23 protein-coding genes are annotated in these 20,804 nt (G+C 72.1%); 18 read left to right on the top strand and 5 right to left on the bottom strand.

Annotation, left to right across the window (positions count from 1 at the left end; all coding sequences use genetic code 11):
* Positions 1-27: 27 nt before the first annotated feature.
* Together E4F25_RS00230 and trxA are read right to left on the bottom strand one after the other, a co-directional pair.
* Positions 28-492 carry a DUF4442 domain-containing protein gene (locus E4F25_RS00230; RefSeq protein ID WP_140908293.1) on the bottom strand — a complete coding sequence of 155 codons (465 nt, stop codon included), beginning with the start codon at positions 490-492 and terminating at the stop codon, positions 28-30.
* A 4-nt stretch (positions 493-496) separates the two neighbouring features.
* The gene (gene trxA, locus E4F25_RS00235) at positions 497-1,405 is read right to left on the bottom strand and encodes a thioredoxin (protein WP_140908294.1); all 909 of its coding nucleotides are present in this window, start codon (positions 1,403-1,405) and stop codon (positions 497-499) included.
* A gap of 120 nt (positions 1,406-1,525) precedes the next feature.
* On the opposite strand from trxA, the gene leuS reads away from it, so the two are divergent.
* From leuS to truD, 7 genes are read left to right on the top strand one after another with little or no spacing between them, the layout of a single operon-like run.
* Positions 1,526-4,285: a leucine--tRNA ligase gene (leuS, locus tag E4F25_RS00240; RefSeq protein WP_140908295.1), complete on the top strand. Its 2,760-nt coding sequence runs from the start codon at positions 1,526-1,528 to the stop codon at positions 4,283-4,285.
* 52 nt (positions 4,286-4,337) lie between these two features.
* Positions 4,338-4,874: an LPS-assembly lipoprotein LptE gene (locus E4F25_RS11495; RefSeq protein ID WP_220433158.1), complete on the top strand. Its 537-nt coding sequence runs from the start codon at positions 4,338-4,340 to the stop codon at positions 4,872-4,874.
* Positions 4,871-5,878, top strand: coding sequence for a DNA polymerase III subunit delta (holA, locus tag E4F25_RS00245; RefSeq protein WP_220433211.1), 1,008 nt, complete (start codon positions 4,871-4,873; stop codon positions 5,876-5,878). The genes E4F25_RS11495 and holA overlap by 4 nt, the downstream gene beginning before the upstream one ends.
* A gap of 2 nt (positions 5,879-5,880) precedes the next feature.
* Entirely contained in the window at positions 5,881-6,561 is a 681-nt protein-coding gene (nadD, locus tag E4F25_RS00250; RefSeq protein ID WP_140910232.1) for a nicotinate-nucleotide adenylyltransferase, read from the top strand.
* Positions 6,562-6,592: 31 nt separating this feature from the next.
* The gene (gene rsfS / locus E4F25_RS00255; RefSeq protein ID WP_140908297.1) at positions 6,593-7,036 is read left to right on the top strand and encodes a ribosome silencing factor; all 444 of its coding nucleotides are present in this window, start codon (positions 6,593-6,595) and stop codon (positions 7,034-7,036) included.
* Positions 7,037-7,040: 4 nt separating this feature from the next.
* Complete coding sequence (gene ispF, locus E4F25_RS00260) at positions 7,041-7,520, top strand: 2-C-methyl-D-erythritol 2,4-cyclodiphosphate synthase (protein ID WP_281283935.1); 480 nt, start codon at positions 7,041-7,043, stop codon at positions 7,518-7,520.
* A complete protein-coding gene (gene truD / locus E4F25_RS00265; RefSeq protein WP_140908299.1) occupies positions 7,517-8,539 on the top strand; it encodes a tRNA pseudouridine(13) synthase TruD in 1,023 nt (340 codons plus the stop codon). Before ispF ends, truD begins: the two co-directional genes overlap by 4 nt.
* 7 nt (positions 8,540-8,546) lie before the next feature.
* On the opposite strand, the gene E4F25_RS00270 is transcribed toward truD, so the two are convergent.
* A complete protein-coding gene (locus tag E4F25_RS00270) occupies positions 8,547-9,098 on the bottom strand; it encodes a Smr/MutS family protein (protein ID WP_140908300.1) in 552 nt (183 codons plus the stop codon).
* Between the two features lie 22 nt (positions 9,099-9,120).
* Between E4F25_RS00270 and surE the strand changes: the two genes are divergently transcribed.
* Genes surE through E4F25_RS00290 form a run of 4 tightly spaced genes read left to right on the top strand, consistent with a single transcriptional unit; the run spans position 9,121 to position 11,976 of the window.
* A complete protein-coding gene (surE, locus tag E4F25_RS00275; protein WP_140908301.1) occupies positions 9,121-9,915 on the top strand; it encodes a 5'/3'-nucleotidase SurE in 795 nt (264 codons plus the stop codon).
* Positions 9,912-10,610 (top strand): protein-L-isoaspartate(D-aspartate) O-methyltransferase, encoded by a 699-nt coding sequence (locus E4F25_RS00280; RefSeq protein ID WP_140908302.1) that lies wholly within the window; start codon positions 9,912-9,914, stop codon positions 10,608-10,610. The genes surE and E4F25_RS00280 overlap by 4 nt, the downstream gene beginning before the upstream one ends.
* Positions 10,610-11,224 (top strand): YqaA family protein, encoded by a 615-nt coding sequence (locus E4F25_RS00285; protein ID WP_140908303.1) that lies wholly within the window; start codon positions 10,610-10,612, stop codon positions 11,222-11,224. Before E4F25_RS00280 ends, E4F25_RS00285 begins: the two co-directional genes overlap by 1 nt.
* A complete protein-coding gene (locus tag E4F25_RS00290; protein ID WP_140908304.1) occupies positions 11,221-11,976 on the top strand; it encodes a peptidoglycan DD-metalloendopeptidase family protein in 756 nt (251 codons plus the stop codon). Before E4F25_RS00285 ends, E4F25_RS00290 begins: the two co-directional genes overlap by 4 nt.
* Before the next feature lie 43 nt (positions 11,977-12,019).
* On the opposite strand, the gene E4F25_RS00295 is transcribed toward E4F25_RS00290, so the two are convergent.
* Positions 12,020-12,394 carry an Mth938-like domain-containing protein gene (locus tag E4F25_RS00295; protein ID WP_140908305.1) on the bottom strand — a complete coding sequence of 125 codons (375 nt, stop codon included), beginning with the start codon at positions 12,392-12,394 and terminating at the stop codon, positions 12,020-12,022.
* A 1-nt stretch (position 12,395) separates the two neighbouring features.
* On the bottom strand, positions 12,396-12,701 hold the full coding sequence (gene yhbY, locus E4F25_RS00300; RefSeq protein ID WP_140908306.1) for a ribosome assembly RNA-binding protein YhbY: 306 nt from the start codon (positions 12,699-12,701) through the stop codon (positions 12,396-12,398).
* Between the two features lie 53 nt (positions 12,702-12,754).
* Between yhbY and rlmE the strand changes: the two genes are divergently transcribed.
* The 7 genes from rlmE to hflX all read left to right on the top strand — a co-directional run bounded on the left by rlmE (position 12,755) and on the right by hflX (position 20,796).
* Entirely contained in the window at positions 12,755-13,387 is a 633-nt protein-coding gene (rlmE, locus tag E4F25_RS00305; RefSeq protein WP_140910233.1) for a 23S rRNA (uridine(2552)-2'-O)-methyltransferase RlmE, read from the top strand.
* A 13-nt stretch (positions 13,388-13,400) separates the two neighbouring features.
* Positions 13,401-15,287 carry an ATP-dependent zinc metalloprotease FtsH gene (gene ftsH / locus E4F25_RS00310; RefSeq protein WP_140908307.1) on the top strand — a complete coding sequence of 629 codons (1,887 nt, stop codon included), beginning with the start codon at positions 13,401-13,403 and terminating at the stop codon, positions 15,285-15,287.
* A gap of 349 nt (positions 15,288-15,636) precedes the next feature.
* Positions 15,637-16,536: a dihydropteroate synthase gene (gene folP / locus E4F25_RS00315; RefSeq protein WP_140908308.1), complete on the top strand. Its 900-nt coding sequence runs from the start codon at positions 15,637-15,639 to the stop codon at positions 16,534-16,536.
* Between the two features lie 93 nt (positions 16,537-16,629).
* Positions 16,630-18,135 carry a sodium/proline symporter PutP gene (gene putP, locus E4F25_RS00320; protein WP_140908309.1) on the top strand — a complete coding sequence of 502 codons (1,506 nt, stop codon included), beginning with the start codon at positions 16,630-16,632 and terminating at the stop codon, positions 18,133-18,135.
* Positions 18,136-18,143: 8 nt separating this feature from the next.
* Complete coding sequence (gene miaA / locus E4F25_RS00325) at positions 18,144-19,082, top strand: tRNA (adenosine(37)-N6)-dimethylallyltransferase MiaA (protein WP_140908310.1); 939 nt, start codon at positions 18,144-18,146, stop codon at positions 19,080-19,082.
* Between the two features lie 81 nt (positions 19,083-19,163).
* Positions 19,164-19,418: an RNA chaperone Hfq gene (hfq, locus tag E4F25_RS00330; protein WP_140908311.1), complete on the top strand. Its 255-nt coding sequence runs from the start codon at positions 19,164-19,166 to the stop codon at positions 19,416-19,418.
* A 55-nt stretch (positions 19,419-19,473) separates the two neighbouring features.
* On the top strand, positions 19,474-20,796 hold the full coding sequence (gene hflX, locus E4F25_RS00335; protein WP_140908312.1) for a ribosome rescue GTPase HflX: 1,323 nt from the start codon (positions 19,474-19,476) through the stop codon (positions 20,794-20,796).
* Positions 20,797-20,804 lie beyond the last annotated feature (8 nt).

Genomic DNA, 20,804 nt, shown 5'->3' on the forward strand with positions numbered 1-20,804 from the left:
GTCGCTACACGCAGGTGGTCCGGCCGGCTACGCCGGTTTCGGCCGCTTGCGCCGCAGGTAGAGCTGCTTGCGCACCAGCGCGACGGTGTCGCCGGAAGCGTCGCGCACCGGGGTCTCGAACCAGCGCAGCACCTTGTCGCCGCCCGCGGCCGCCGCCCGCAGTTCGTCCAGCACCGCGTCCTCGACGTGGAACTCGGCCGAGACGGTGCCGCGCCCGGGCTTCTCGAACACGATCTCCGCGGCCCTGTCCCAGACGATGTAGCCGTCGCCGATGGCGTGCATCACCAGCAGCATCCAGAACGGGTCGGTCATCGCGAACAGCGAGCCGCCGAAGTGGGTGCCGACGTAGTTGCGGTTCCACGGCCGCATCCGCAGCTCGACCCGCGCGCTGCGGAAGTCCTCGCCGAGGTGGGTGACGTGGATGCCGGTGAACAGGAACGGCGGCCACAGGTTGAGGCCGTGGCGCAGGACGCGCGCCGGGAACGTGCGCATGCGGTCAGGACAGGAGCAGCGAGGACATCCGGCGCCGGTAGCGGCCGACCAGGTCCTCGTCGTCGAGGATGCGGAAGGCGTCGATCAGCGCGCGCCGGGGCAGGCCGTCGTCGAAGCCGCGGTCGCGCCGCAGCATCTCCAGGAACTGCTCGAGCCCGGCCTCGGGATCGTCGGACACGATCTCGTGCACGCCGAGCAGGTAGCGGGCGCGCAGGTCGCCCGGGTCGGCGTCGATCGCCGCGCGCAGGGTCTCCGGCGGCGGCGCGTCCTGCAGGGTGGCGGCGAAGCCGAGCCGCGCCCGCGCCTTCACCGCGCGCTCGTCCGTCGCCAGGTTGGCGGGCAACGCGTCGATCAGCCGCGCCGCTTCCTTCGCGCCGCCGGTGGCGAGCAGCGCCAGCGCCAGGTCGAGCTTGAGCTGGTCGTCGTCCGGCGCGGCCTCGACCGCCTTGCGCAGGCGGCCCACCTCGGCGTGCGGGTCCACCGGGGGCGCCGCCGGTGCCGCCTGCGCGCCAGTCGCCAGGCCCTCGACGCCTTCCAGCACCGGCGCTGCCGGAGCCGGCTCGATGCCGTGGTGCTTGAGGAACTCGCGCAGCTGGCCTTCGGGCAGCGCGCCGGGGAAGCCGTCGGCGAGCTGACCGTCCTTCACCAGCACCACCGTGGGCACCGAGCGGATCTGGAACGCGGCGGCGAGCTGCTGCTCCTTGTCCACGTCCACCTTGGCCAGCTCGAACGCGCCGTTGTACTCGGCCGCCAGCTTCTCGAGGATCGGGCCCAGCGTGCGGCACGGCCCGCACCAGGTCGCCCAGAAGTCGACCAGCACCGGCACCTGCAGCGAGCGCTGGATGACGTCCGCTTCGAAGCGATCGGTGGTGGCGTCGAACACGTGCGGCTTGCTGGCGGTGGCGTCGGTCATGGAAGCGGTCCCGGTGGCGATGCCTGCAAGATGGGGCTTCCGGGCGCGGAATCCAACCGCCCGCGCGCGCGGATTGGGCGAAAGGCGCCGCGCTGCGGTAGGCTTGCCGGTCCCTCCCGCATGCGCAACGCCGTGTCCGCCGAAGCCCCCAGTCCCGCCGATCCCGCCGCCTACCAGCCCGCCGCAGTTGAGGCGGCCGCGCAGGCCTTCTGGGACCGGACCCGCGCCTACGAGGTGGTGGAGGACCCGTCGAAGCCGAAGTACTACTGCCTGTCCATGCTGCCGTACCCCTCGGGTGCGCTGCACGTGGGCCACGTGCGCAACTACACCATCGGCGACGTCATCAGCCGCTACCAGCGCATGACCGGCAAGAACGTGCTGCAGCCGATGGGCTGGGACGCGTTCGGCCTGCCGGCCGAGAACGCCGCGATCAGGAACCACACCGCGCCTGCGAAGTGGACCTACGCCAACATCGAGCACATGCGCGCCCAGCTCAAGGCGATGGGCTACGCGATCGACTGGTCGCGCGAGTTCGCCACCTGCCGGCCCGAGTACTACGTGCACGAGCAGCGCATGTTCGTGCGCCTGATGAAGCAGGGCCTGGCGTATCGCAAGAACTCGGTGGTGAACTGGGACCCGGTGGACCAGACCGTGCTCGCCAACGAGCAGGTGATCGACGGCCGCGGCTGGCGCACCGGCGCGCTGGTGGAGAAGCGCGAGATCCCGCAGTGGTTCCTGAAGATCACCGACTACGCGCAGGAGCTGCTGGACGGGCTGGACACGCTCGACGGCTGGCCGGAGCCGGTCAAGACCATGCAGCGCAACTGGATCGGGCGCTCGGAAGGCCTGGAGATCGCGTTCGAGGTGGACGGCGGCGGCGAGCTGCGCGTGTTCACCACGCGTCCGGACACGCTGATGGGCGCGACCTTCCTCAGCATCGCCGCCGAGCACCCGCTGGCGCGGCGCGCCGCGCAGGGCAATGCCGACCTCGCCGCGTTCATCGCCGAGCTGCGCAAGGGCGGCGTGTCCGAGGCGGAGCTCGAGGCGCAGGACAAGCGGGGAATGGACACCGGCCTGCGCGCGATCCACCCGCTCAGCGGCGAGCGCCTGCCGGTGTACGTCGCCAACTTCGTGCTGATGGGCTACGGCACCGGCGCGGTGATGGCGGTGCCCGGGCACGACCAGCGCGACTGGGAGTTCGCCCGCAAGTACGGCCTGCCTGTGAAGCTGGTGGTGGTGCCGGGCGCGGTCCGCGACGCGGTGCGCGAGATCGCCGCCGACCTGGCCGGCGGCCGCGCCGACGCGATGGCCGCGGCGCTGCACGGCGGCGGCGACTTCGACGTCTACGCCACCGACGCCGCGGTCCAGGTGGTGGCGGACTTCCGCCGCGGCATCGACGAGGACGCCGCCTACACCGAGCACGGCTGGCTGGTGAACTCGGGCGAGTTCGACGGCCTGGACTTCGAGCGCGCCTTCGACGCGATCGCTGCGAAGCTCGAAGCGGCGGGCCGCGGCCGGCGCCGCGTGAACTTCCGCCTGCGCGACTGGGGCGTCAGCCGCCAGCGCTACTGGGGCTGCCCGATCCCGGTGATCTACTGCAACGAGTGCGGGGCGGTGCCGGTGCCGGAGGACCAGCTGCCGGTGGTGCTGCCCGAGGACGTCGAGTTCTCCGGGGTGCGCTCCCCGATCAAGGCCGATCCCGAGTGGCGCAGGACGACCTGCCCGCAATGCGGCGGCGCGGCCGAGCGCGAGACCGACACCTTCGACACCTTCATGGAGTCGAGCTGGTACTACGCGCGCTACACCTCGCCGGGCGCGGAAGGACAGGTGGACAAGGCGCGCGCCAACCACTGGCTGCCGGTGGACCAGTACATCGGCGGCATCGAGCACGCGATCCTGCACCTGCTGTACTTCCGCTTCTACCACAAGCTGCTGCGCGACCAGGGGCTGGTGGACAGCGACGAGCCCGCGACCCGGCTGCTGACCCAGGGCATGGTGGTCGCCGACACCTATTACCGCGAGGATGCGCAGGGCCACCGCGAGTGGATCAACCCCGCCGACGTGGACGTGACCTTGGACGACAAGGGCCATGTCGCCGGCGCCGTGCTCAGGGCCGACGGCAGGCCGGTCTCGGTGGGCGGCATCGAGAAGATGTCCAAGTCGAAGAACAACGGCGTGGACCCGCAGGCGATGGTCGAGCGCTACGGCGCCGACACCGTGCGCCTGTTCTCGATGTTCGCCGCGCCGCCGGAGCAGTCGCTGGAATGGCACGAGGCCGGGGTCGAGGGCATGGCGCGCTTCCTGCGCCGCTTCTGGCGCATGGTGGTGGAACACGCGGCGCAGCCCGACCATCCGGAAGTGGACCCGGCGGCGCTGACGCCGGCGCAGAAGACCCTGCGCCGCCAACTGCACCAGGCGATCCAGAAGGTCGGCGACGACTACGGCCGCCGGCATGCCTTCAACACCGCGATCGCGGCGCTGATGGAACTGCTCAACCACGTCGCCAGGTTCGACGACATGTCCGACCAGGGCAGGGCGGTGCGGCACGAAGCGCTGCAGGCCATGGTGCTGCTGCTCAACCCGGTCACGCCGCACGTCAGCCACGCCCTGTGGCAGGTGCTCGGCCACCCGGAGACGCTGCTGGAGGACGTGCCGTTCCCGGTGGCCGATCCCGCGGCGCTCGCGCGCGACAGCGTGACCCTGGCGGTGCAGGTCAACGGCAAGCTGCGCGGCACCATCGAGGTCGCCCCGGACGCCCCGCGGGAGACGATCGAGGCCGCCGCCCTGGCCGAGCCGGGCGTTGCGCGGTTCCTCGCCGATGCCACGGTGCGCAAGGTCATCGTGGTGCCGGGCAAGATCGTGAACATCGTCGCCGGCTGAGCTTCACGCGCCGCCGCTTGCCGCTGCCGCCGGCCTCGTACAGACTGGCCCGATGATCCGACGACCGAGCGCCGCCCCGACCGCCGTACTGGCCGTGCTGCTGCTGGCCCTGGCCGGCTGCGGCTTCCACCTGCGCGACGCCCTGCTGCTGCCGCCCGACCTCGGGCCGCTGCAGGTGGACAGCCGCGACCCGTACAGCCAGCTTGCGCTCGACCTCGAGCAGGCGCTGGCGCGCGCCGGGGCCGAGATCGTTCCCGCCGGGGCCGCGGCCGCCGAGGGCGAGCACGCCACGCTGCGCATCATCGGCGAGCGCTGGGGCAACACCCCGATCAGCATCGACCAGTTCGGCCGCTCGCAGGAATTCACCCTGCGCTACGCGGTGATCTTCGGCGTGGAGCGCGCCGACGGCACCGATCTCGTGCCGCAGCAGGCGATCGAGCTGGCGCGCGACTACGTCTCGACGCCCACGCGCTCCATCGGCACCGAAGGCGAGCGCGAACTCCTCGCCCGCGAGATGCGGCGCGAGATGGTGACTTCGATCCTGCGCCGCATCGACGCCGTCTCGCGGCTGGCGGGGGAGGCACCCTGAAGCCGGCCTACCTCGTCGCCGGCAGCGAGCGGCTGCTGGTGCTCGAGGCGGCCGATGCGATCCGCGCGGCCGCCGCCGCCGAGGGCATCGGCGAGCGCGAGGTGTTCGACTTCGACGGCGACCCTCGGCAGTGGGACTGGCAACCGGTGCTCGCGACCCTGCAGGCGCCGAGCCTGTTCGCCCCGCGCCGGCTGATCGAGCTCCGGCTGGGCTCGGGCAAGCCCGGCAAGCAGGGCGCCGAGCTGATCCTGGAGTTCTGCGAGCGACCGCCGGAGGACGTGGTCCTGCTGGTGGTCGCCGGCGACTGGAGCAAGCGCGAGCACGGCGGCAAGTGGGCCGACGCGATCGCGCGCATCGGCAAGGTCGAGGTGTTCTGGCCGGTGCGTCCCGACGAGATGGCGGGCTGGATCGACCGGCGCATGCGCGCGCGCGGCGTGCGCGCCGACCGCGAGGCGGTCCAGCACCTGGCCGACCGCGTCGAGGGCAACCTGCTGGCCGCGGCGCAGGAAGTGGACAAGCTCGCGCTGCTCGCCGCCGGGGAAACCCTGGACGCCACGCGCATGGACGCGCTGGTCGCCGACTCCGCGCGCTACGACGTGTTCCGGTTGCTGGACGCCGCCTTCAACGGCCGCCCGGAGCTGGTGGCGCGGATGCTGCGCGGACTGCGCGCGGAGGGCGTGGCGGTGCCGGCGCTGCTCGGCATGGTAGTGATGGAGCTGCAGCGCGGGGCCGCGCTGGCGCTGGCGCAGGAACGCGGCGGCAACATGGCCGCGGAGTTCCGCGCGCAGCGCATCTGGGATTCGAAGCAGGCGATGTACAAGCGCGCGCTGGCGCGCCATCCGGCGGCGCGCTGGCAGCGCTTCGTGGCCGAGGCCGGGCGCGTGGACCGCATCGGCAAGGGCCGCGCGCGCCCCGGCCAGGAGCCGGACGACGCCTGGCTGCAACTGGAGCGCCTGCTGCTCGCGGTGGCCGAGCCGAAGGCCGCCGCGCTGCTGGCGGGGTGAGCGTGCACGCGCCGTTCGTGCTCTACGGCGGGACCTTCGATCCGGTCCACCACGGCCACCTGGCGATCGCCCGCGCCGCGCGCGCCGCGCTGCGCACCGACATCCGCCTGATGCCGGCCGCCGATCCGCCGCACCGCGCGCCCCCTGGGGCTACGGCCGCGCAGCGCGCCGACATGCTGCGGCTCGCGATCGCCGGCGAGCCCGGGCTGCTGCTGGACGAGCGCGAGCTGCGCCGTGGCGAACCGTCGCGCAGCGTGGACACCCTGCGCGCGCTGCGCGGGGAGATCGGGGACAGGGTGCCGGTGGCGCTGCTGGTCGGCGCCGACAGCTTCGCCGGGTTGCCGCAATGGAAGGCGTGGCGGGAGCTGTTCGACCTTGCGCACTTCGTCGTCGCCAGCCGCGCCGGGAGCGACCCGGAGCAGACCCTCGACCCGGCGCTGGGCGAGGCACTCGCCGGCCGGGTCGTCGACGACCCCGGGGCCCTGCGCCTCGCCCCCGCCGGCCGCGTGCTGTACCTGCGGCAACCGCTGCACCCGCAGTCGGCGAGCGCGATCCGCGCGGCGATCGCGGCCGGGGACGACTGGCGCGGGCTGGTTCCGGCCGCGGTCGCCGGCTACATCGCCCGCCACGGCCTCTACCGGGGTGGCGGCGTCAACGGGGCCGTCGCAGGCCCGCAGGTATAATCGCGACCGTTTCCAGCCACGGCAGACGCCCTTGACCAGCCAAGCCCAGGTCATCCGCACGCAACTCCCCAATCCGCCGCCGCCCCTCGAGCGCCTGCTGCAAACCGTCCACGCCGCGGTCGAGGAACTCAAGGCCCGCGACGTGACCGAGATCGACGTGCGCGGCAAGAGCAGCGTCACCGATTTCATGGTCATCGCCTCCGGCACCTCGACGCGCCACGTCAAGGCGATCGCCGACGAGGTGGTACGCTTCGCGAAGAAGCTCGACGTGCAGCCGCTCGGCGTCGAGGGCGAGGGCGAGGCCGAATGGGTGCTGGTGGACCTCGGCGACGTGGTGGTCCACGTGATGCTGCCGCGCGTGCGCGAGTTCTATGCGCTGGAGCGGTTGTGGACGGTCGGCGACCAGCCGCCGCCCGACATCGAGGCCCAGGACGGCGAGTCCCGGGACGGCCGCGGCGACGACGCACGCGCCTGACGCGGTGGACATCCGCATCGGCCACGGCTTCGACGTCCACGCCTTCGGGCCGGGCGACCACGTGATGCTGGGCGGCGTGCGCGTGCCCCACGAGCAAGGCGTGCTCGCGCACAGCGACGGCGACGTGGTGCTGCACGCGCTGTGCGACGCGATGCTCGGCGCGCTCGCGCTGGGCGACATCGGCCGCCACTTCCCGCCCTCGGACCCGCAGTGGAAGGGCGCCGACAGCCTGCGCTTCCTGCGCCACTGCAACGCGCTGGTGCGCGAGCGCGGCTGGCGCGTCGGCAACGCCGACGTCACCGTGGTCTGCGAACGCCCGAAGCTCGGCCCGCACGTCCCCGCCATCCGCACCATGCTCGCCACCGCGCTCGGCTCCCACGAGGACGCGGTCAGCGTCAAGGCGACCACCACCGAGGCGCTCGGCTTCACCGGGCGCGGCGAAGGCATCGCCGCGCAGGCGGTGTGCCTGCTCGTGCGCGCGTGAGCGGAGGCACGCCCGCCTGGCCGCGGGCGCATGGCGCGCCCGTGCTGCAGGGGCGCATCCGCGATGTCCCCGAGGACTTCCGCGTCGAGGAGATCGACGCGTTCGCACCCAGCGGCAGCGGCGAGCACCTGCTGCTGACGGTCGAGAAGCGCGGCACCAACACCGCGTTCGCCGCGAAGCTGATCGCTGAATGGGCGGGGGTGCCGGAGTCCGCGATCGGCTACGCCGGGCTCAAGGACCGGCATGCCGTCACCGTGCAGCGCTTCAGCGTGCACCTGCCGGGGCGCGAGGCCCCCGACACCGCGCCGCTGGAAGCGGACGGCACGCTGCGTGTCCTGGCTCGGGCGCGGCACGCCAGGAAGCTGCCGCGCGGGGCGCTCGCGGGCAATCGATTCACAGTGGTGCTGCGCGACGTGCAGGGCGTCCGCGATGCGGTCGAGGCGCGGCTGCGGTCGATCGCGTCGCGCGGCGTCCCCAACTATTTCGGCGAGCAGCGCTTCGGGCGCGAAGGCGGCAACGTCGCCGGCGCGCTTGCGATGTTCTCCGGGCGCCGGATGTCGCGCGCGCAGCGCACGCACCTGCTGTCGGCGGCGCGCTCGCAGCTGTTCAACCGGGTGCTGGGCGCGCGCGTCGCGGGCGGACACTGGGACGCCGCGCTCGAGGGCGAGGTGTGGATGCTGGACGGCAGCCGCAGCGTGTTCGGGCCGGTGCCGTTCGATGATGCCCTGGCAGTCCGCCTGGCGGATTTCGACATCCATCCCACCGGCCCGCTGTGGGGCAGGGGCGAACTGCGCAGCGCCGCCGCCGCGCGCGAACTGGAGCTCGGCGCCCTGGCCGACGACGAATCGCTGGCACTGCGCGCCGGGCTCGAGGCCGCCGGTCTCTCGCAGGAACGCCGCGCCACCCGCCTGCGCCCGCGCGAGCTGGCATGGAGCTGGCCGGACGACGACTCGCTGGAATTGCGTTTCGAACTTCCCGCCGGCACCTACGCCACCAGCGTGCTCGCCGAACTGATGTAGCGCCGGCCTAGGCCTTCTTCAGCAACACCAGCACCGCGCCGTTGCCGCCCTGCGCGGCGGGGGCCGAGTGGAACGCGAGCACGTCGGCGCGCTGGCGCAGCATCCGGTCCACCAGGTTCTTCAGCACCGGCACGCCGCTCTCCGAGTGCAGTCCCTTGCCGTGGACGATGCGCACGCAGCCGTGCCCCTGCGCGCGCGCCTCGGCCAGGAACGTCCGCAGCAGCGCCTCGGCACGGGCTGCGTCGCTCCAGTGCAGGTCGAGTTCGTCCTGCGCCGCGTACAGACCCTTGCGCAGGCGCTGCAACACGCGCCCGGGGACCTCGTCGCGCCGGTAGCGCAGGGCGTCGCCGGCTTCAAGCGCGTCGGCCGTCATCGCGCGCCGGAACTCGCCGACCCCCTCCTCGTGGTCGCGCTCGGCCATCCGCGTCGACGGCCGCGGCGGCGGCTTGCGCGGCGGCTCGGGCACCGGCGCGAGCGTGCGCACCGGTCCGATCGCCTCGCGGAACAGGGACGCGTCGTCGTCCTCGCGTGGTGGCTTGGGCGGGCGGCTTTTGGCCATGGCCCACGCTATCATGGCGGGCATGCGTGTACTGGTCAGCAACGACGACGGCGTCGACGCCCCCGGCATCCGGATCCTCGCCGAAGGACTGCGCGCCGCGGGCCACGACGTCATCGTGGTGGCGCCGGATCGCGACCGTTCCGGCGCAAGCAACTCGCTCACCCTCGACATGCCCGTGCGCGTGGTCAAGCTCGACGAGCGCACCTGGCGCGTGTCGGGCACGCCCACCGATTGCGTGCACGTGGCGATCACCGGGATGCTCGAGCGCGAGCCGGACATGGTCATCTCCGGCATCAACAACACCGCCAACCTCGGCGACGACGTGATCTATTCCGGGACCGTCGCCGCGGCGATGGAAGGCCGTTTCCTCGGCCTGCCGGCGGTCGCGGTGTCGCTCGCCACGGCGGAGCGCCTGCCCAACCACTACGAGACCGCGGCGCGAGCGGTGGTCGAGATCATCGCGCGGCTGAAGACCGATCCGCTCCCGGCCGACACCATCCTCAACGTCAACGTGCCCGACCTGCCGTGGAGCGAGGTGCGCGGCTTCGAGGTCGCGCGCCTGGGCAACCGCCATCGCGCCGAGCCCTGCGTGCAGCAGGAGGACCCGCGCGGGCGCAAGTGGTGGTGGATCGGCCCGGCCGGCCCCGAGCTGGACTCCGGCCCCGGCACCGACTTCCACGCCGTGCGTACCGGGCACATCTCGATCACCCCGATCCAGGTCGACCTCACGCGCTACCAGGCGCTGGAGCAGGTGGCGAGCTGGGTCGGCGGGCTCGAGTCGGCGCTGCGCAATGCCGCCAAGGGCGCCGCGGCATGATGGCGCGGATGCGGCTGCAGCCCGAGGCGATCGGCGTCGGCATGACCTCGCAGCGCGTGCGCGACCGCCTGATCGAGCGGCTGCGCCAGGGCGGTGGCGGGCTTCCGGGGATCCGCGACGAGCGCGTGCTCAACGCGATCCGCACGGTGCCGCGCCACCTGTTCGTGGACGAGGCCTTCGCCACCCGCGCCTACGAGGACACCGCGCTGCCGATCGGCCACGGCCAGACCATCTCCCAGCCCTGGGTGGTGGCGCGCATGACCGAGGCGTTGTTCGAGGGCGGAGCGCAGCCGAAGAAGGTGCTGGAGGTGGGCACCGGTTCCGGCTACCAGGGCGCGATCCTGGCGGCGCTGGGACTGCAGGTGTTCACCGTCGAACGCATCGGCGACCTGCTGCGGCAGGCGCGCAAGCGTTTCCGCCAGCTCGGCCTGGACGTGCGCAGCCGCCACGACGACGGCCGCATCGGCTGGCCCGAGGAAGCGCCGTTCGACGCGATCGTGGTCACCGCTGCCGCGCCGGAACTGGTCGAGGCGCTGTCGGCGCAGCTGGCGCCGGGCGGCACCCTGGTGGCGCCGGTGGGCGGCGCGGGCGGGCAGTCGCTGCTGCGCCTGCGCAAGGACGCCGAGGGCAACATCGCCCGCGACGATCTCGGCCCGGTCATCTTCGTTCCCTTGCTGTCGGGCCTCGTCGACTGATGAAGCTGTTCCAGCCGATGTACGAGCGCGCGCTGGTGTGGGCGGCGCACCGCAGCGCGCCGCGCTTCCTCGGTTTCCTGAGCTTCATCGAGGCGATCTTCTTCCCGGTGATGCCCGAGGTGATGCTGGCGCCGATGACCCTCGCGCAGCCGCTGCGCTGGTTCCGCTACGCCACCATCAGCCTGCTCGGGTCGCTGGCCGGCGCGCTGGTGGGCTATGCCCTCGGCTACTTCGCCTACGAGGCGATCAAGCCGCTGCTGGCGAGCCTGGGCTGGATCGAGAAGATCGACGAGCAGGTGGTCTACCTGCGCGGGGTCGCGGCGGAATCGCCCTGGAAGGCATTCTGGATCCTGGTGCTCGCCGGCTTCGCCCCGATCCCGCTGAAGTTCTTCACCTGGGCCTCAGGCATCGTAGGCGTGCCGCTGGTACCGTTCATGGCGAGCATGTTCATCGGCCGGGGCAAGCGCGTGTACCTGCTGGCCGGCGCGATCCGGCTCGGCGGGCCGCGCGCGGCGGCGGCGCTGCACCGCTGGGTCGAGCCGCTGGGCTGGGTCGCGGTGGCGTCGCTGGTGGCGGTGGCCGGTTACCTGGTGTGGAGGGCACAGGGCGGATGAGGCGACTGGGACGGATCGGGGCAGTGGTCGTGGCGGCACTATTGTTGGCCGCGTGCGGCAGCAGCCACGTGGTCAAGCGCAGCGCCGGCGGAGGCAGCCAGCGCGGCCCGGTGACCGTGTCCACGCCGAAGTACGGCGTCACCACCACGGTCCAGCGCGGCCAGAACCTGTACCGGATCGCCACCGACAACGGCATCACCCTGCACGACCTCGCGGCGTGGAACGGCATCCCGCCGCCGTACACCATCTATCCGGGCCAGCGCCTGCGGCTGTATCCGGGCGGCGGCTCCGCCACCGCGGGCAGCAGCGGCGCCAGCGCGGGCAGCTCGAAGCCGCCGCCGCGGCCGGCGCCCAGGCCCAGCGCGCCCCCGCCGAGCAGTCCGTTCGCCTGGCACTGGCCGGTGGACGGCACGCTGCTCTCGCGTTTCGTCCCGGGCGAGCCCACCCGCCAGGGCATCGACATCGCCGGTCGCGAGGGCGCCCCGGTGCGGGCGGCCGCCGACGGCGTCGTGGTCTATTCCGGGTCGGGCCTGGTCGGCTACGGCGAGCTGGTCATCGTCAAGCACGACGAGCACTGGCTGAGCGCCTATGGGCACAACCGCGCGCGGCTGGTGAAGGAGGGCGACGCGGTGAAGTCGGGACAGCAGATCGCCGAGCTCGGCCACAGCGGGGCCGCGCGCGACATGCTGCATTTCGAGATCCGCTACGACGGCAAGCCGGTGGATCCGCTCCACTACCTGCCGAAGCGCTGAGGTGGGAGCGGCCCTTGGCCGCGATCGCCCGAAAGGCGCGCTCCTACAGCGGAAAAACGAACGCCGCCACGACTTTCCGCTCCTCGGCCGCCAGCACCGTGTAGGTGCGCGCGGCGGCGGCATTGGTCATCGCCTCGAGGCCGACGCCGCGCGCCAGGCACGCGGCCACGGTCTCCGGCGGCGGGAATGCCTGCGCCGCGCCGGTGCCCAGCACCAGCACCTCGGGTTGCAGCGCCAGCGCCGGCTCCAGGTCGGCGATGCCCAGGCTGGCGACGTCGCGCACGCCCCAGCCCTCGAGCAGCCGGTCCGGGGCGAGGATGAAGCTCTCGCGGAGCACGCGATCGTTGACGGTGGCGGTGTCGCCGCCGGCGCCGCGCAGCACGTATGCGTAGTCGGGGCGTTCCTGGTGGAGCTGCATCTCAGGCGCGCGGCAGCACGATCTGCCGATGGTCGGTGGACGGGCGGTAGAGCACCGCGACGTGGCCGATGCGCTGGACCAGCGCGGCACCGGTGCCGTCGGCGAGCCGCGCGACCAGCGCGTCGCGCTCTTCGCGGTCCGCGGCGGCGACCTTCACCTTGACCAGCTCGTGGTGCTCCAGCGCCAGGTCGAGTTCGGCCAGCAGGGCCTCGGTGACGCCCTTGCCGCCGACCTGCAGCATCGCCCGGAGGTCGTGCGCCTGGCCGCGGAGGAAGCGGGTCTGCGCGGCGGTCAGGGCGGTCGGCATGGCAGGGAAAATCAACGGCGGGGCGGGAGCCGCAGGGTATCATGGCCGCGACCATGGCCACGCGCAGCAAGTCCAGCCAACGCTGGCTGAAGGAGCACTTCTCCGACCCGTACGTGAAGAAGGCGCAGGCCGAGGGCATGCGCTCGCGTGCGGCGTACAAGCTCGAGGAGCTGGTCGCGCGCGACCGCTTCCTCAAGCCGGGCATGACCGTAGTGGACCTCGGCGCCGCTCCCGGGGGCTGGTCGCAGTGGGTGCGGCAGGCGCTGGGCGAGCAGGGGCGGGTGATCGCGCTGGACATCCTGGAGATGCCCTCGCTGGCCGGGGTCGAGTTCCTTCATGGCGACTTCAGGGAGGATGCGGTCCTATCGGAACTGGAAGCGACGCTGGGCGGCGCCCCGGTCGACCTTGTGCTTTCCGACATGGCCCCCAATAAAAGTGGCATGGACGCGGTGGACCAGCCGCGCATGATGTACCTGGCGGAGCTGGCCATGGACTTCGCCGACAACCACCTGCGACCGGGCGGGACCTTCCTGATCAAGCTGTTCCAGGGCGCCGGGTTCGACGACTACCTGCGGGAACTGCGGCGCAGGTATGCGAAAGTGTCCATCCGCAAGCCTGCCGCCTCGCGCAGGCGCTCGCCCGAGGTCTACGCCCTCGCCCAGGACAAGTTGTCCAGCCCAAAGTGAACGCCCCTGCCAAATGAACGATCTCGTGAAAAACCTGCTGCTCTGGGTCGTCGTCGCCGCCGTGCTGATGCTAGTGTTCCAGAGCTTCAGCCCGAAGTCCGCGGCCACCCAGCCGCTGACCTACGACCAGTTCGTGCAGGAAGTGCAGGCCGACCGCGTGGCCCAGGTCAAGATCGCAGAGGACCGCACCACCATCACCGGCGAGCGCAAGGACGGCAGCAAGTTCACCACCTATGCGCCGAACGACAAGGACCTGGTCGCGGACCTGCTGAACCACGACGTGCGCCTGGTGCAGGCGCCGCCGTCGAGCGGGCTCTCGCTGGGCATGATCCTGATCAACGTGCTGCCCTGGCTGCTGTTCATCGGCATCTGGGTGTATTTCATGCGCCAGATGCAGCAGGGCGGCGGCAAGGGCGCGATGTCCTTCGGCCGTTCGCGCGCCAAGCTGCTCAACGAGGACCAGACCAAGATCACCTTTGCCGACGTCGCCGGCTGCGACGAGGCCAAGGAGGAAGTGTCCGAACTGGTCGAGTTCCTGCGCGACCCGACCAAGTTCCAGAAGCTGGGCGGCAAGATCCCGCGCGGCGTGCTGATGGTCGGCCCGCCGGGCACCGGCAAGACGCTGCTGGCCAAGGCCATCGCCGGCGAGGCCAAGGTGCCGTTCTTCTCTATTTCCGGTTCCGACTTCGTCGAGATGTTCGTCGGCGTCGGCGCCTCGCGCGTGCGCGACATGTTCGAGCAGGCCAAGAAGCACGCGCCGTGCATCATCTTCATCGACGAGATCGACGCGGTCGGCCGCCACCGCGGCGCCGGCCTCGGCGGCGGCCACGACGAGCGCGAGCAGACCCTCAACCAGCTGCTGGTCGAGATGGACGGCTTCGAGGGCGGCGAGGGCGTGATCGTGGTCGCGGCGACCAACCGCCCCGACGTGCTCGACCCCGCGCTGCTGCGCCCGGGCCGCTTCGACCGCCAGGTCGTGGTCGGCCTGCCCGACGTCAAGGGCCGCGAGCAGATCCTGCGCGTGCACATGCGCAAGGTGCCGCTGGCGGACGACGTCGAGGCCATGGTGGTCGCGCGCGGCACCCCGGGTTTCTCCGGCGCGGACCTCGCCAACCTGGTCAACGAGGCGGCGCTGTTCGCCGCGCGCGAGAACGCCAAGGAAGTGCGCATGGAGCACTTCGACAAGGCCCGCGACAAGATCATGATGGGCGCCGAGCGCCGCTCGATGGCGATGAGCGAGCAGGAGAAGACGCTCACCGCCTACCACGAGGCCGGGCACGCGATCGTCGGCCGCCTGGTGCCGGAGCACGACCCGGTCTACAAGGTCACGATCATCCCCCGCGGCCGCGCCCTGGGCGTGACCATGTACCTCCCCGAGGGCGACAAGTACAGCTACAACAAGACCGCGATCGAATCGCAGCTGTGCTCGCTGTACGGCGGGCGCGTGGCCGAGGAGCTGATCTTCGGCGAGGACAAGGTCACCACCGGCGCCAGCAACGACATCGAGCGCGCGACCAAGATGGCGCGCAACATGGTCACCAAGTGGGGCCTGTCGGAGCTGGGACCGATCACCTTCGGCGAGGAGGAGGACGAAGTGTTCCTCGGCCGCTCGGTGACCCAGCACAAGAACGTGTCGGACGAGACCGCGCGCAAGATCGACGAGGTCGTGCGCGACATCCTCGACCGCGCCTACGGCCGCACCCGCCAGCTGCTGACCGAGAACCTCGACAAGCTGCACGCGATGGCCAAGCTGCTGCTGGAGTACGAGACCATCGACGTGCCGCAGATCGACGCGATCATGGAAGGCCGCGACCCGCCGCCGCCGATGGGCTGGAGCCCCGGCGGCCCGGCCAAGGAGCGCCCCAAGACCATCACCATCGGCGGCCCCGCCGAAGTGTAGGGCGGCGCTTGCGCCGCGACGCCGGCCCGCTTCGGGTCGGCGCTTCTTGCCGGGTGGGGCAGCCCTTTGGGCGAATGTCCCCCGGCCTTCGGCCTCCTCCTTGATTTCGCCCAAAGGGCTACCCCACCCGGCAGCGCGTACCTCAAGCGAGTAGCGCATGCTCGGCTACAAGAAGCCGCAGGCTTCGAGTGCCGGGAAGCGTAGCGGGGAAGGCGGTGCCCCTGACCGACGACTCAAAACGCTCTGGAGGAGGGCAGGGGCACCGCCTTTCCCGCGAGAGCGCCTACCCGAAGCTCGCACTTCGGGGGTCCGCGCATGCCACCGCGTCCGCTGCGGGTATGCTCTCGGGATGTTCGACACCGCCCCCCAGCTCGACTGCGCCGGCCGCATCCTCAAGCTCGACCGCCCCCGGGTCATGGGCATCGTCAACGTCACTCCGGACTCGTTCTCGGACGGCGGCGAACACGCCAGCCTGGAGGACGCCGTCGCGCACGGGCTGAGGCTGGCCGAAGAGGGCGCCGACATCCTCGACGTCGGCGGCGAATCCACCCGTCCCGGTGCCGAGGAAGTCCCCCTCGAGGAAGAACTGCGCCGCGTGGTGCCGGTCGTCACCCAGCTCGCGCGCGAGACCGGGCTGCCGGTGAGCGTCGACACCTCCAAGCCGGAGGTGATGCGCGCCGCGGTGGAAGCCGGCGCCGGCATGCTCAACGACGTCTACGCCCTGCGCCGCGAAGGCGCGCTGGAAACGGCCGCGTCGCTCGGCGTGCCGGTGGTGCTGATGCACATGCTCGGCGAGCCGCGCTCGATGCAGCACGACCCGCGCTACGACGACGTCGTCGCCGAGGTCCACCGTTTCCTGGCGGAGCGCATCTTCGCCGCGGAGATGGCCGGCATCGACAAGAAGCGGATCGTGGTGGACCCGGGCTTCGGTTTCGGCAAGACCCGCGACCACAACCTGCTGCTGCTCGCGCAACTCGAACGCTTTACCGAACTCGGGGTGCCGGTGCTCGCCGGCCTGTCGCGCAAGCGGACCATCGGCGAGCTCACCGGCCGCGACGACCCGCGCGAACGCGTGCACGGCTCGGTCGCCGCCCACCTGGTCGCCGCGCAGCGCGGCGCGCGGATCCTGCGCGTGCACGACGTCGCCGCCACGGTGGACGCGCTGGAGGTCTGGAACGCCGTCGCCGCCCAGCCGATGCCCCGGGCCGAGCCCGCGCCCCCCGCGATCCGCTGGCCCGACGACGACTAGCATCCGCCTTGTGGGAGCGGCGCTCGCGCCGCGATACCCTGTGCGGCCGGAACACCGGTCGCGGCGCGCGCGCCGCTCCTACAGGGGAACCGCATGACCGCATCGACGCCGCTGCTCGTGACCTTCGCCGCCTACCTGCTGCTGATGGTTGGCATCGGCTTCTGGGCCTGGCGCTCCACGCGCAGCTTCGACGACTACATCCTCGGCGGGCGCTCGCTCGGCAGCTACGTCACCGCGCTGTCGGCCGGCGCCTCCGACATGAGCGGCTGGCTGCTGCTCGGCCTGCCCGGGGCGTTGTACCTGGCCGGCGTGTCGGAAGCCTGGATCGCGCTCGGCCTGGTGCTGGGAGCCTGGGCCAACTGGAAGTTCGTGGCCGGTCCGCTGCGGGTCTACACCGAGCACGCCAGCAACGCGCTGACGCTGCCGGACTACTTCACCAACCGCTTCGCCGACACCGGCAAGCTGCTGCGCGTGATCGCCGCGCTGGTGATCCTGGTGTTCTTCGCGGTGTACTGCGCCAGCGGCATCGTCGCCGGCGCGCGCCTGTTCGAGAGCGTGTTCGGGCTGCCCTATGCACAGGCGCTGTGGTGGGGCGCGGCGGCGACCATCCTGTACACCCTGGTCGGCGGCTTCCTGGCGGTCAGCTGGACCGACACGGTGCAGGCCACGCTGATGATCTTCGCGCTGATCCTGACGCCGGTGGTGGTGATCTTCAGCACCGGCGGGCTCGGCCACAGCCTGGCGATGATCGAGCACGTGGACCCGGCCAAGCTGGACTGGTTCCGCGGCGGCGAACTCGGCTTCGTCGGCATCGTCTCGCTGCTGGCCTGGGGCCTGGGCTATTGCGGCCAGCCGCACATCCTCGCCCGCTTCATGGCCGCCGACAGCCTCGCGACCATCCCGCGGGCGCGCCGCATCGGCATGACCTGGATGATCCTGTGCCTGGCCGGCGCGATCACGGTGGGCCTGTTCGGCAACGCCTACTTCGCCATGAACCCGGAACAGGTCGGGGCGCTCGGGGGCAACCCGGAGCGGATCTTCATCGCGCTGGCGACGCTGCTGTTCGACCCGTGGGTCGCCGGCGTGCTGCTGTCGGCGATCCTGGCCGCGATCATGAGCACGCTGTCGTGCCAGCTGCTGGTGTGCTCGAGCGCGCTCACCGAGGACCTCTATCGCGGCTTCCTGCGCCCGCTGGCCTCGCAGCGCGAGCTGGTCTGGGTCGGCCGCGCGATGGTACTGGCGGTGGCGCTGGTGGCGATCTGGATCGCCCGCGACCCGGAGAGCCGCGTACTCGGCCTGGTCAGCTACGCCTGGGCCGGTTTCGGCGCGGCCTTCGGCCCGCTGGTGCTGGTGTCGCTGTCGTGGAAGCGCATGACCCGCGCCGGCGCGCTGGCCGGCATGCTCACCGGCGCGATCGTGGTCATCGCCTGGAAGCAGGTCGCGGTGGACCAGTACGGCAGCCAGCTGTACGAGATGGTGCCGGGCTTCTTCTCGGCGCTGGTCGCGATCGTGGTGGTGAGCCTGCTCGGACCCGAGCCGCCGGGCCACGTGCAGCGCACCCACGACAAGGTCCGCGCGCAGCTCGGCGGAGGCTACTGAGCCCGGCCATGCAACGCCCGCCCGCGCTCGCGCTGATGGGGCCGACCGCCTCGGGCAAGACCGCGCTGGCACTGGAGCTGGCGGAGCGCCACGGCGGCGAAGTGGTCAGCGTCGATTCGGCGCTGGTGTACCGCGGCCTGGACATCGGCGCCGCCAAGCCGGGTCCCGCCGAGCAGGCACGCGCGCGCCACCACCTGATCGACCTGCGCGATCCGTGGCAGGCGTACTCGGCGGCCGAGTTCGAGCGCGACGCGCGCGCCGCGATCGAGGACATCGTCGCGCGCGGGCGTTTTCCGATCCTGGCCGGCGGCACCGGCCTCTACTTCCGCGCGCTGCTGCGCGGGCTCGCGGGAATGCCTGGCGCCGATGCCGGCATGCGCGCCATGCTGGAACGGGAGGCCGCCGGGCGCGGCTGGGCCGCCCTGCACGCCGAGCTCGCGCAGGTGGACCCGGAAGCCGCCGCGCGCATCCACGCCACCGACGCCCAGCGGATCCAGCGCGCGCTCGAGGTGTACCGCCTCAGCGGGCGGCCGATCAGCGCGTGGCAGCGCGAGGGGTTGCGGCCGCGGCTGCCGGTGCGCGTGCTCCAGCTGGTGCTGGCTCCGGCCGACCGTTCGGTGTTGCACGAGCGCATCGCCCGCCGCTTCGACCAGATGCTGGCCCAGGGCCTGCTCGACGAGGTGCGGGCCCTGCGCGCGCTGCCGGAGCTGGCCGCCCACCCCGCACCGCTGGACCTGCCCGCGATCCGGGCGGTCGGCTACCGCCAGGCGTGGGAGCACCTGGACGGGGCCACCACCGCGGCCGGGTTCCGCGAACGCGCGATCTCGGCCACTCGCCAGCTGGCGAAGCGCCAGCTCACGTGGTTGCGCGGCGAACTGGGCGCGCGCTGGTTCGATCCGGCCGCAGACGCCGCGAAACTGAACGCTTCCGTCGCCAGGTTCCTGTGAAACTTTTTGTGAAAACCGGGTTAAGATCGGCGCTCGGGGCCCAACAACACTCAGAAGAAGCCCAGGGGTAGGGGAGTACACATGTCCAAGGGGCAGTCCTTGCAGGATCCATTCCTCAATGCGTTGCGGCGCGAGCGCGTGCCGGTCTCGATCTACCTGGTGAACGGCATCAAGCTCCAGGGCACGATCGAGTCGTTCGACCAGTTCGTCGTCCTGCTGCGCAATACCGTCAGCCAGATGGTCTACAAGCACGCCATTTCCACCGTGGTGCCGGCGCGCAACGTGCGCCTGGGCGGGAGCGCGGCGGAAGAGGCCGAGGCCGAAGAGCTGGCGTAGGAGCGGCGCTGGCGCCGCGATTGAATCTGCCGGCGCAGCCCCCATCTGGGACAGCATGTTCGAACGTTCCCGCAAGGGCGAGACCGCGCTGCTGATCCAGCCCCACGCGGGCGGCCCGCCCGACGACGGCGTGGTCGAGGAGTTCGCGGAGCTCGCGCGCTCGGCCGGGGCCACCGTGGCGGTGATGCTGCCGGCCCGCATCGACCGGCCCAACCCCGCGACCCTGATCGGCAGCGGCAAGCTGGACGAGGTCAAGGCCGCGGCGGACGCCACCGGCGCCGACCTCATCCTGGTCAACCATGCCCTGACCCCGGTGCAGGAGCGCAACCTGGAGAAGGCGCTGGAGCGGCGCGTGGTCGACCGCACCGGGCTGATCCTGGACATCTTCTCCCAGCGCGCGCGCAGCGCCGAGGGCAAGCTGCAGGTCGAGCTGGCGCAACTGCGCCACATCGCCACGCGGCTGGTGCGTGGCTGGACCCACCTGGAGCGCCAGCGCGGCGGCTCGATCGGCCTGCGCGGCCCCGGCGAGACCCAGCTCGAGACCGACCGGCGCCTGCTGCAGAAGCGGGTCGAGCAACTGTCGAAGCGCCTCGACAAGGTCGAGGTCCAACGCAACCAGATGCGCCGCGCGCGCGTGCGCAGCGAGTTGCCGCGCGTCGCCCTCGTCGGCTACACCAACGCCGGCAAGTCCACGCTGTTCAACGCCCTGACCGGGGCCGGCGCCTATGCCGCCGACCAGCTGTTCGCGACCCTCGACCCGACCGTGCGCCGGATCGTGCTTCCCGGCGGCACCGTGGTGCTGGCCGACACCGTGGGCTTCGTGCGCGACCTGCCGCACGAGCTGGTGGCCGCGTTCCGCTCGACCCTGAGCGAGGCGCGCGAGGCCGACCTGCTCCTGCACGTGGTGGACGCGGCCGATCCGCTGCGCGAGGAGCGCATCGCCCAGGTGGACGCGGTGCTGGCCGAGATCGGCGCCGGCGAGATCCCGCAACTGCTGGTCTACAACAAGATCGACCGGCTCGAGGGCGGCGCGGCGGCCCCGCGCCACGACGCGCCGGCCGTGGCCGGCGATCCGGGCAGCCGCGAGCGGGTCTGGGTCTCGGCCCGCGACGGCCTCGGCGTCGACCTGCTGCGCGCCGCGCTCGGCGCCCGGCTCGGCCTGCGCCGGATCCGCGCCGAGTTGCGCCTGCCGCCGCATTCCGGGCGGCTGCGCGCGCGCCTGCACGAGATCGGCGCGATCCGCGGCGAAGCCCACGACGAGCACGGCTGGACCCTCGACCTGGACCTCGCGCATGCCGATGCCGTGCGCCTCGCGCACCACGACTGGGGCGCGCCGCTGCAGCCGCTGCTGGTTGAGCAGGGCGGACCCCCCGCCTAGAATCGAAC

This window comes from Cognatiluteimonas lumbrici (assembly GCF_006476065.1).
In the GTDB taxonomy this organism is placed as follows: Bacteria; Pseudomonadota; Gammaproteobacteria; order Xanthomonadales; family Xanthomonadaceae; genus Cognatiluteimonas; species Cognatiluteimonas lumbrici.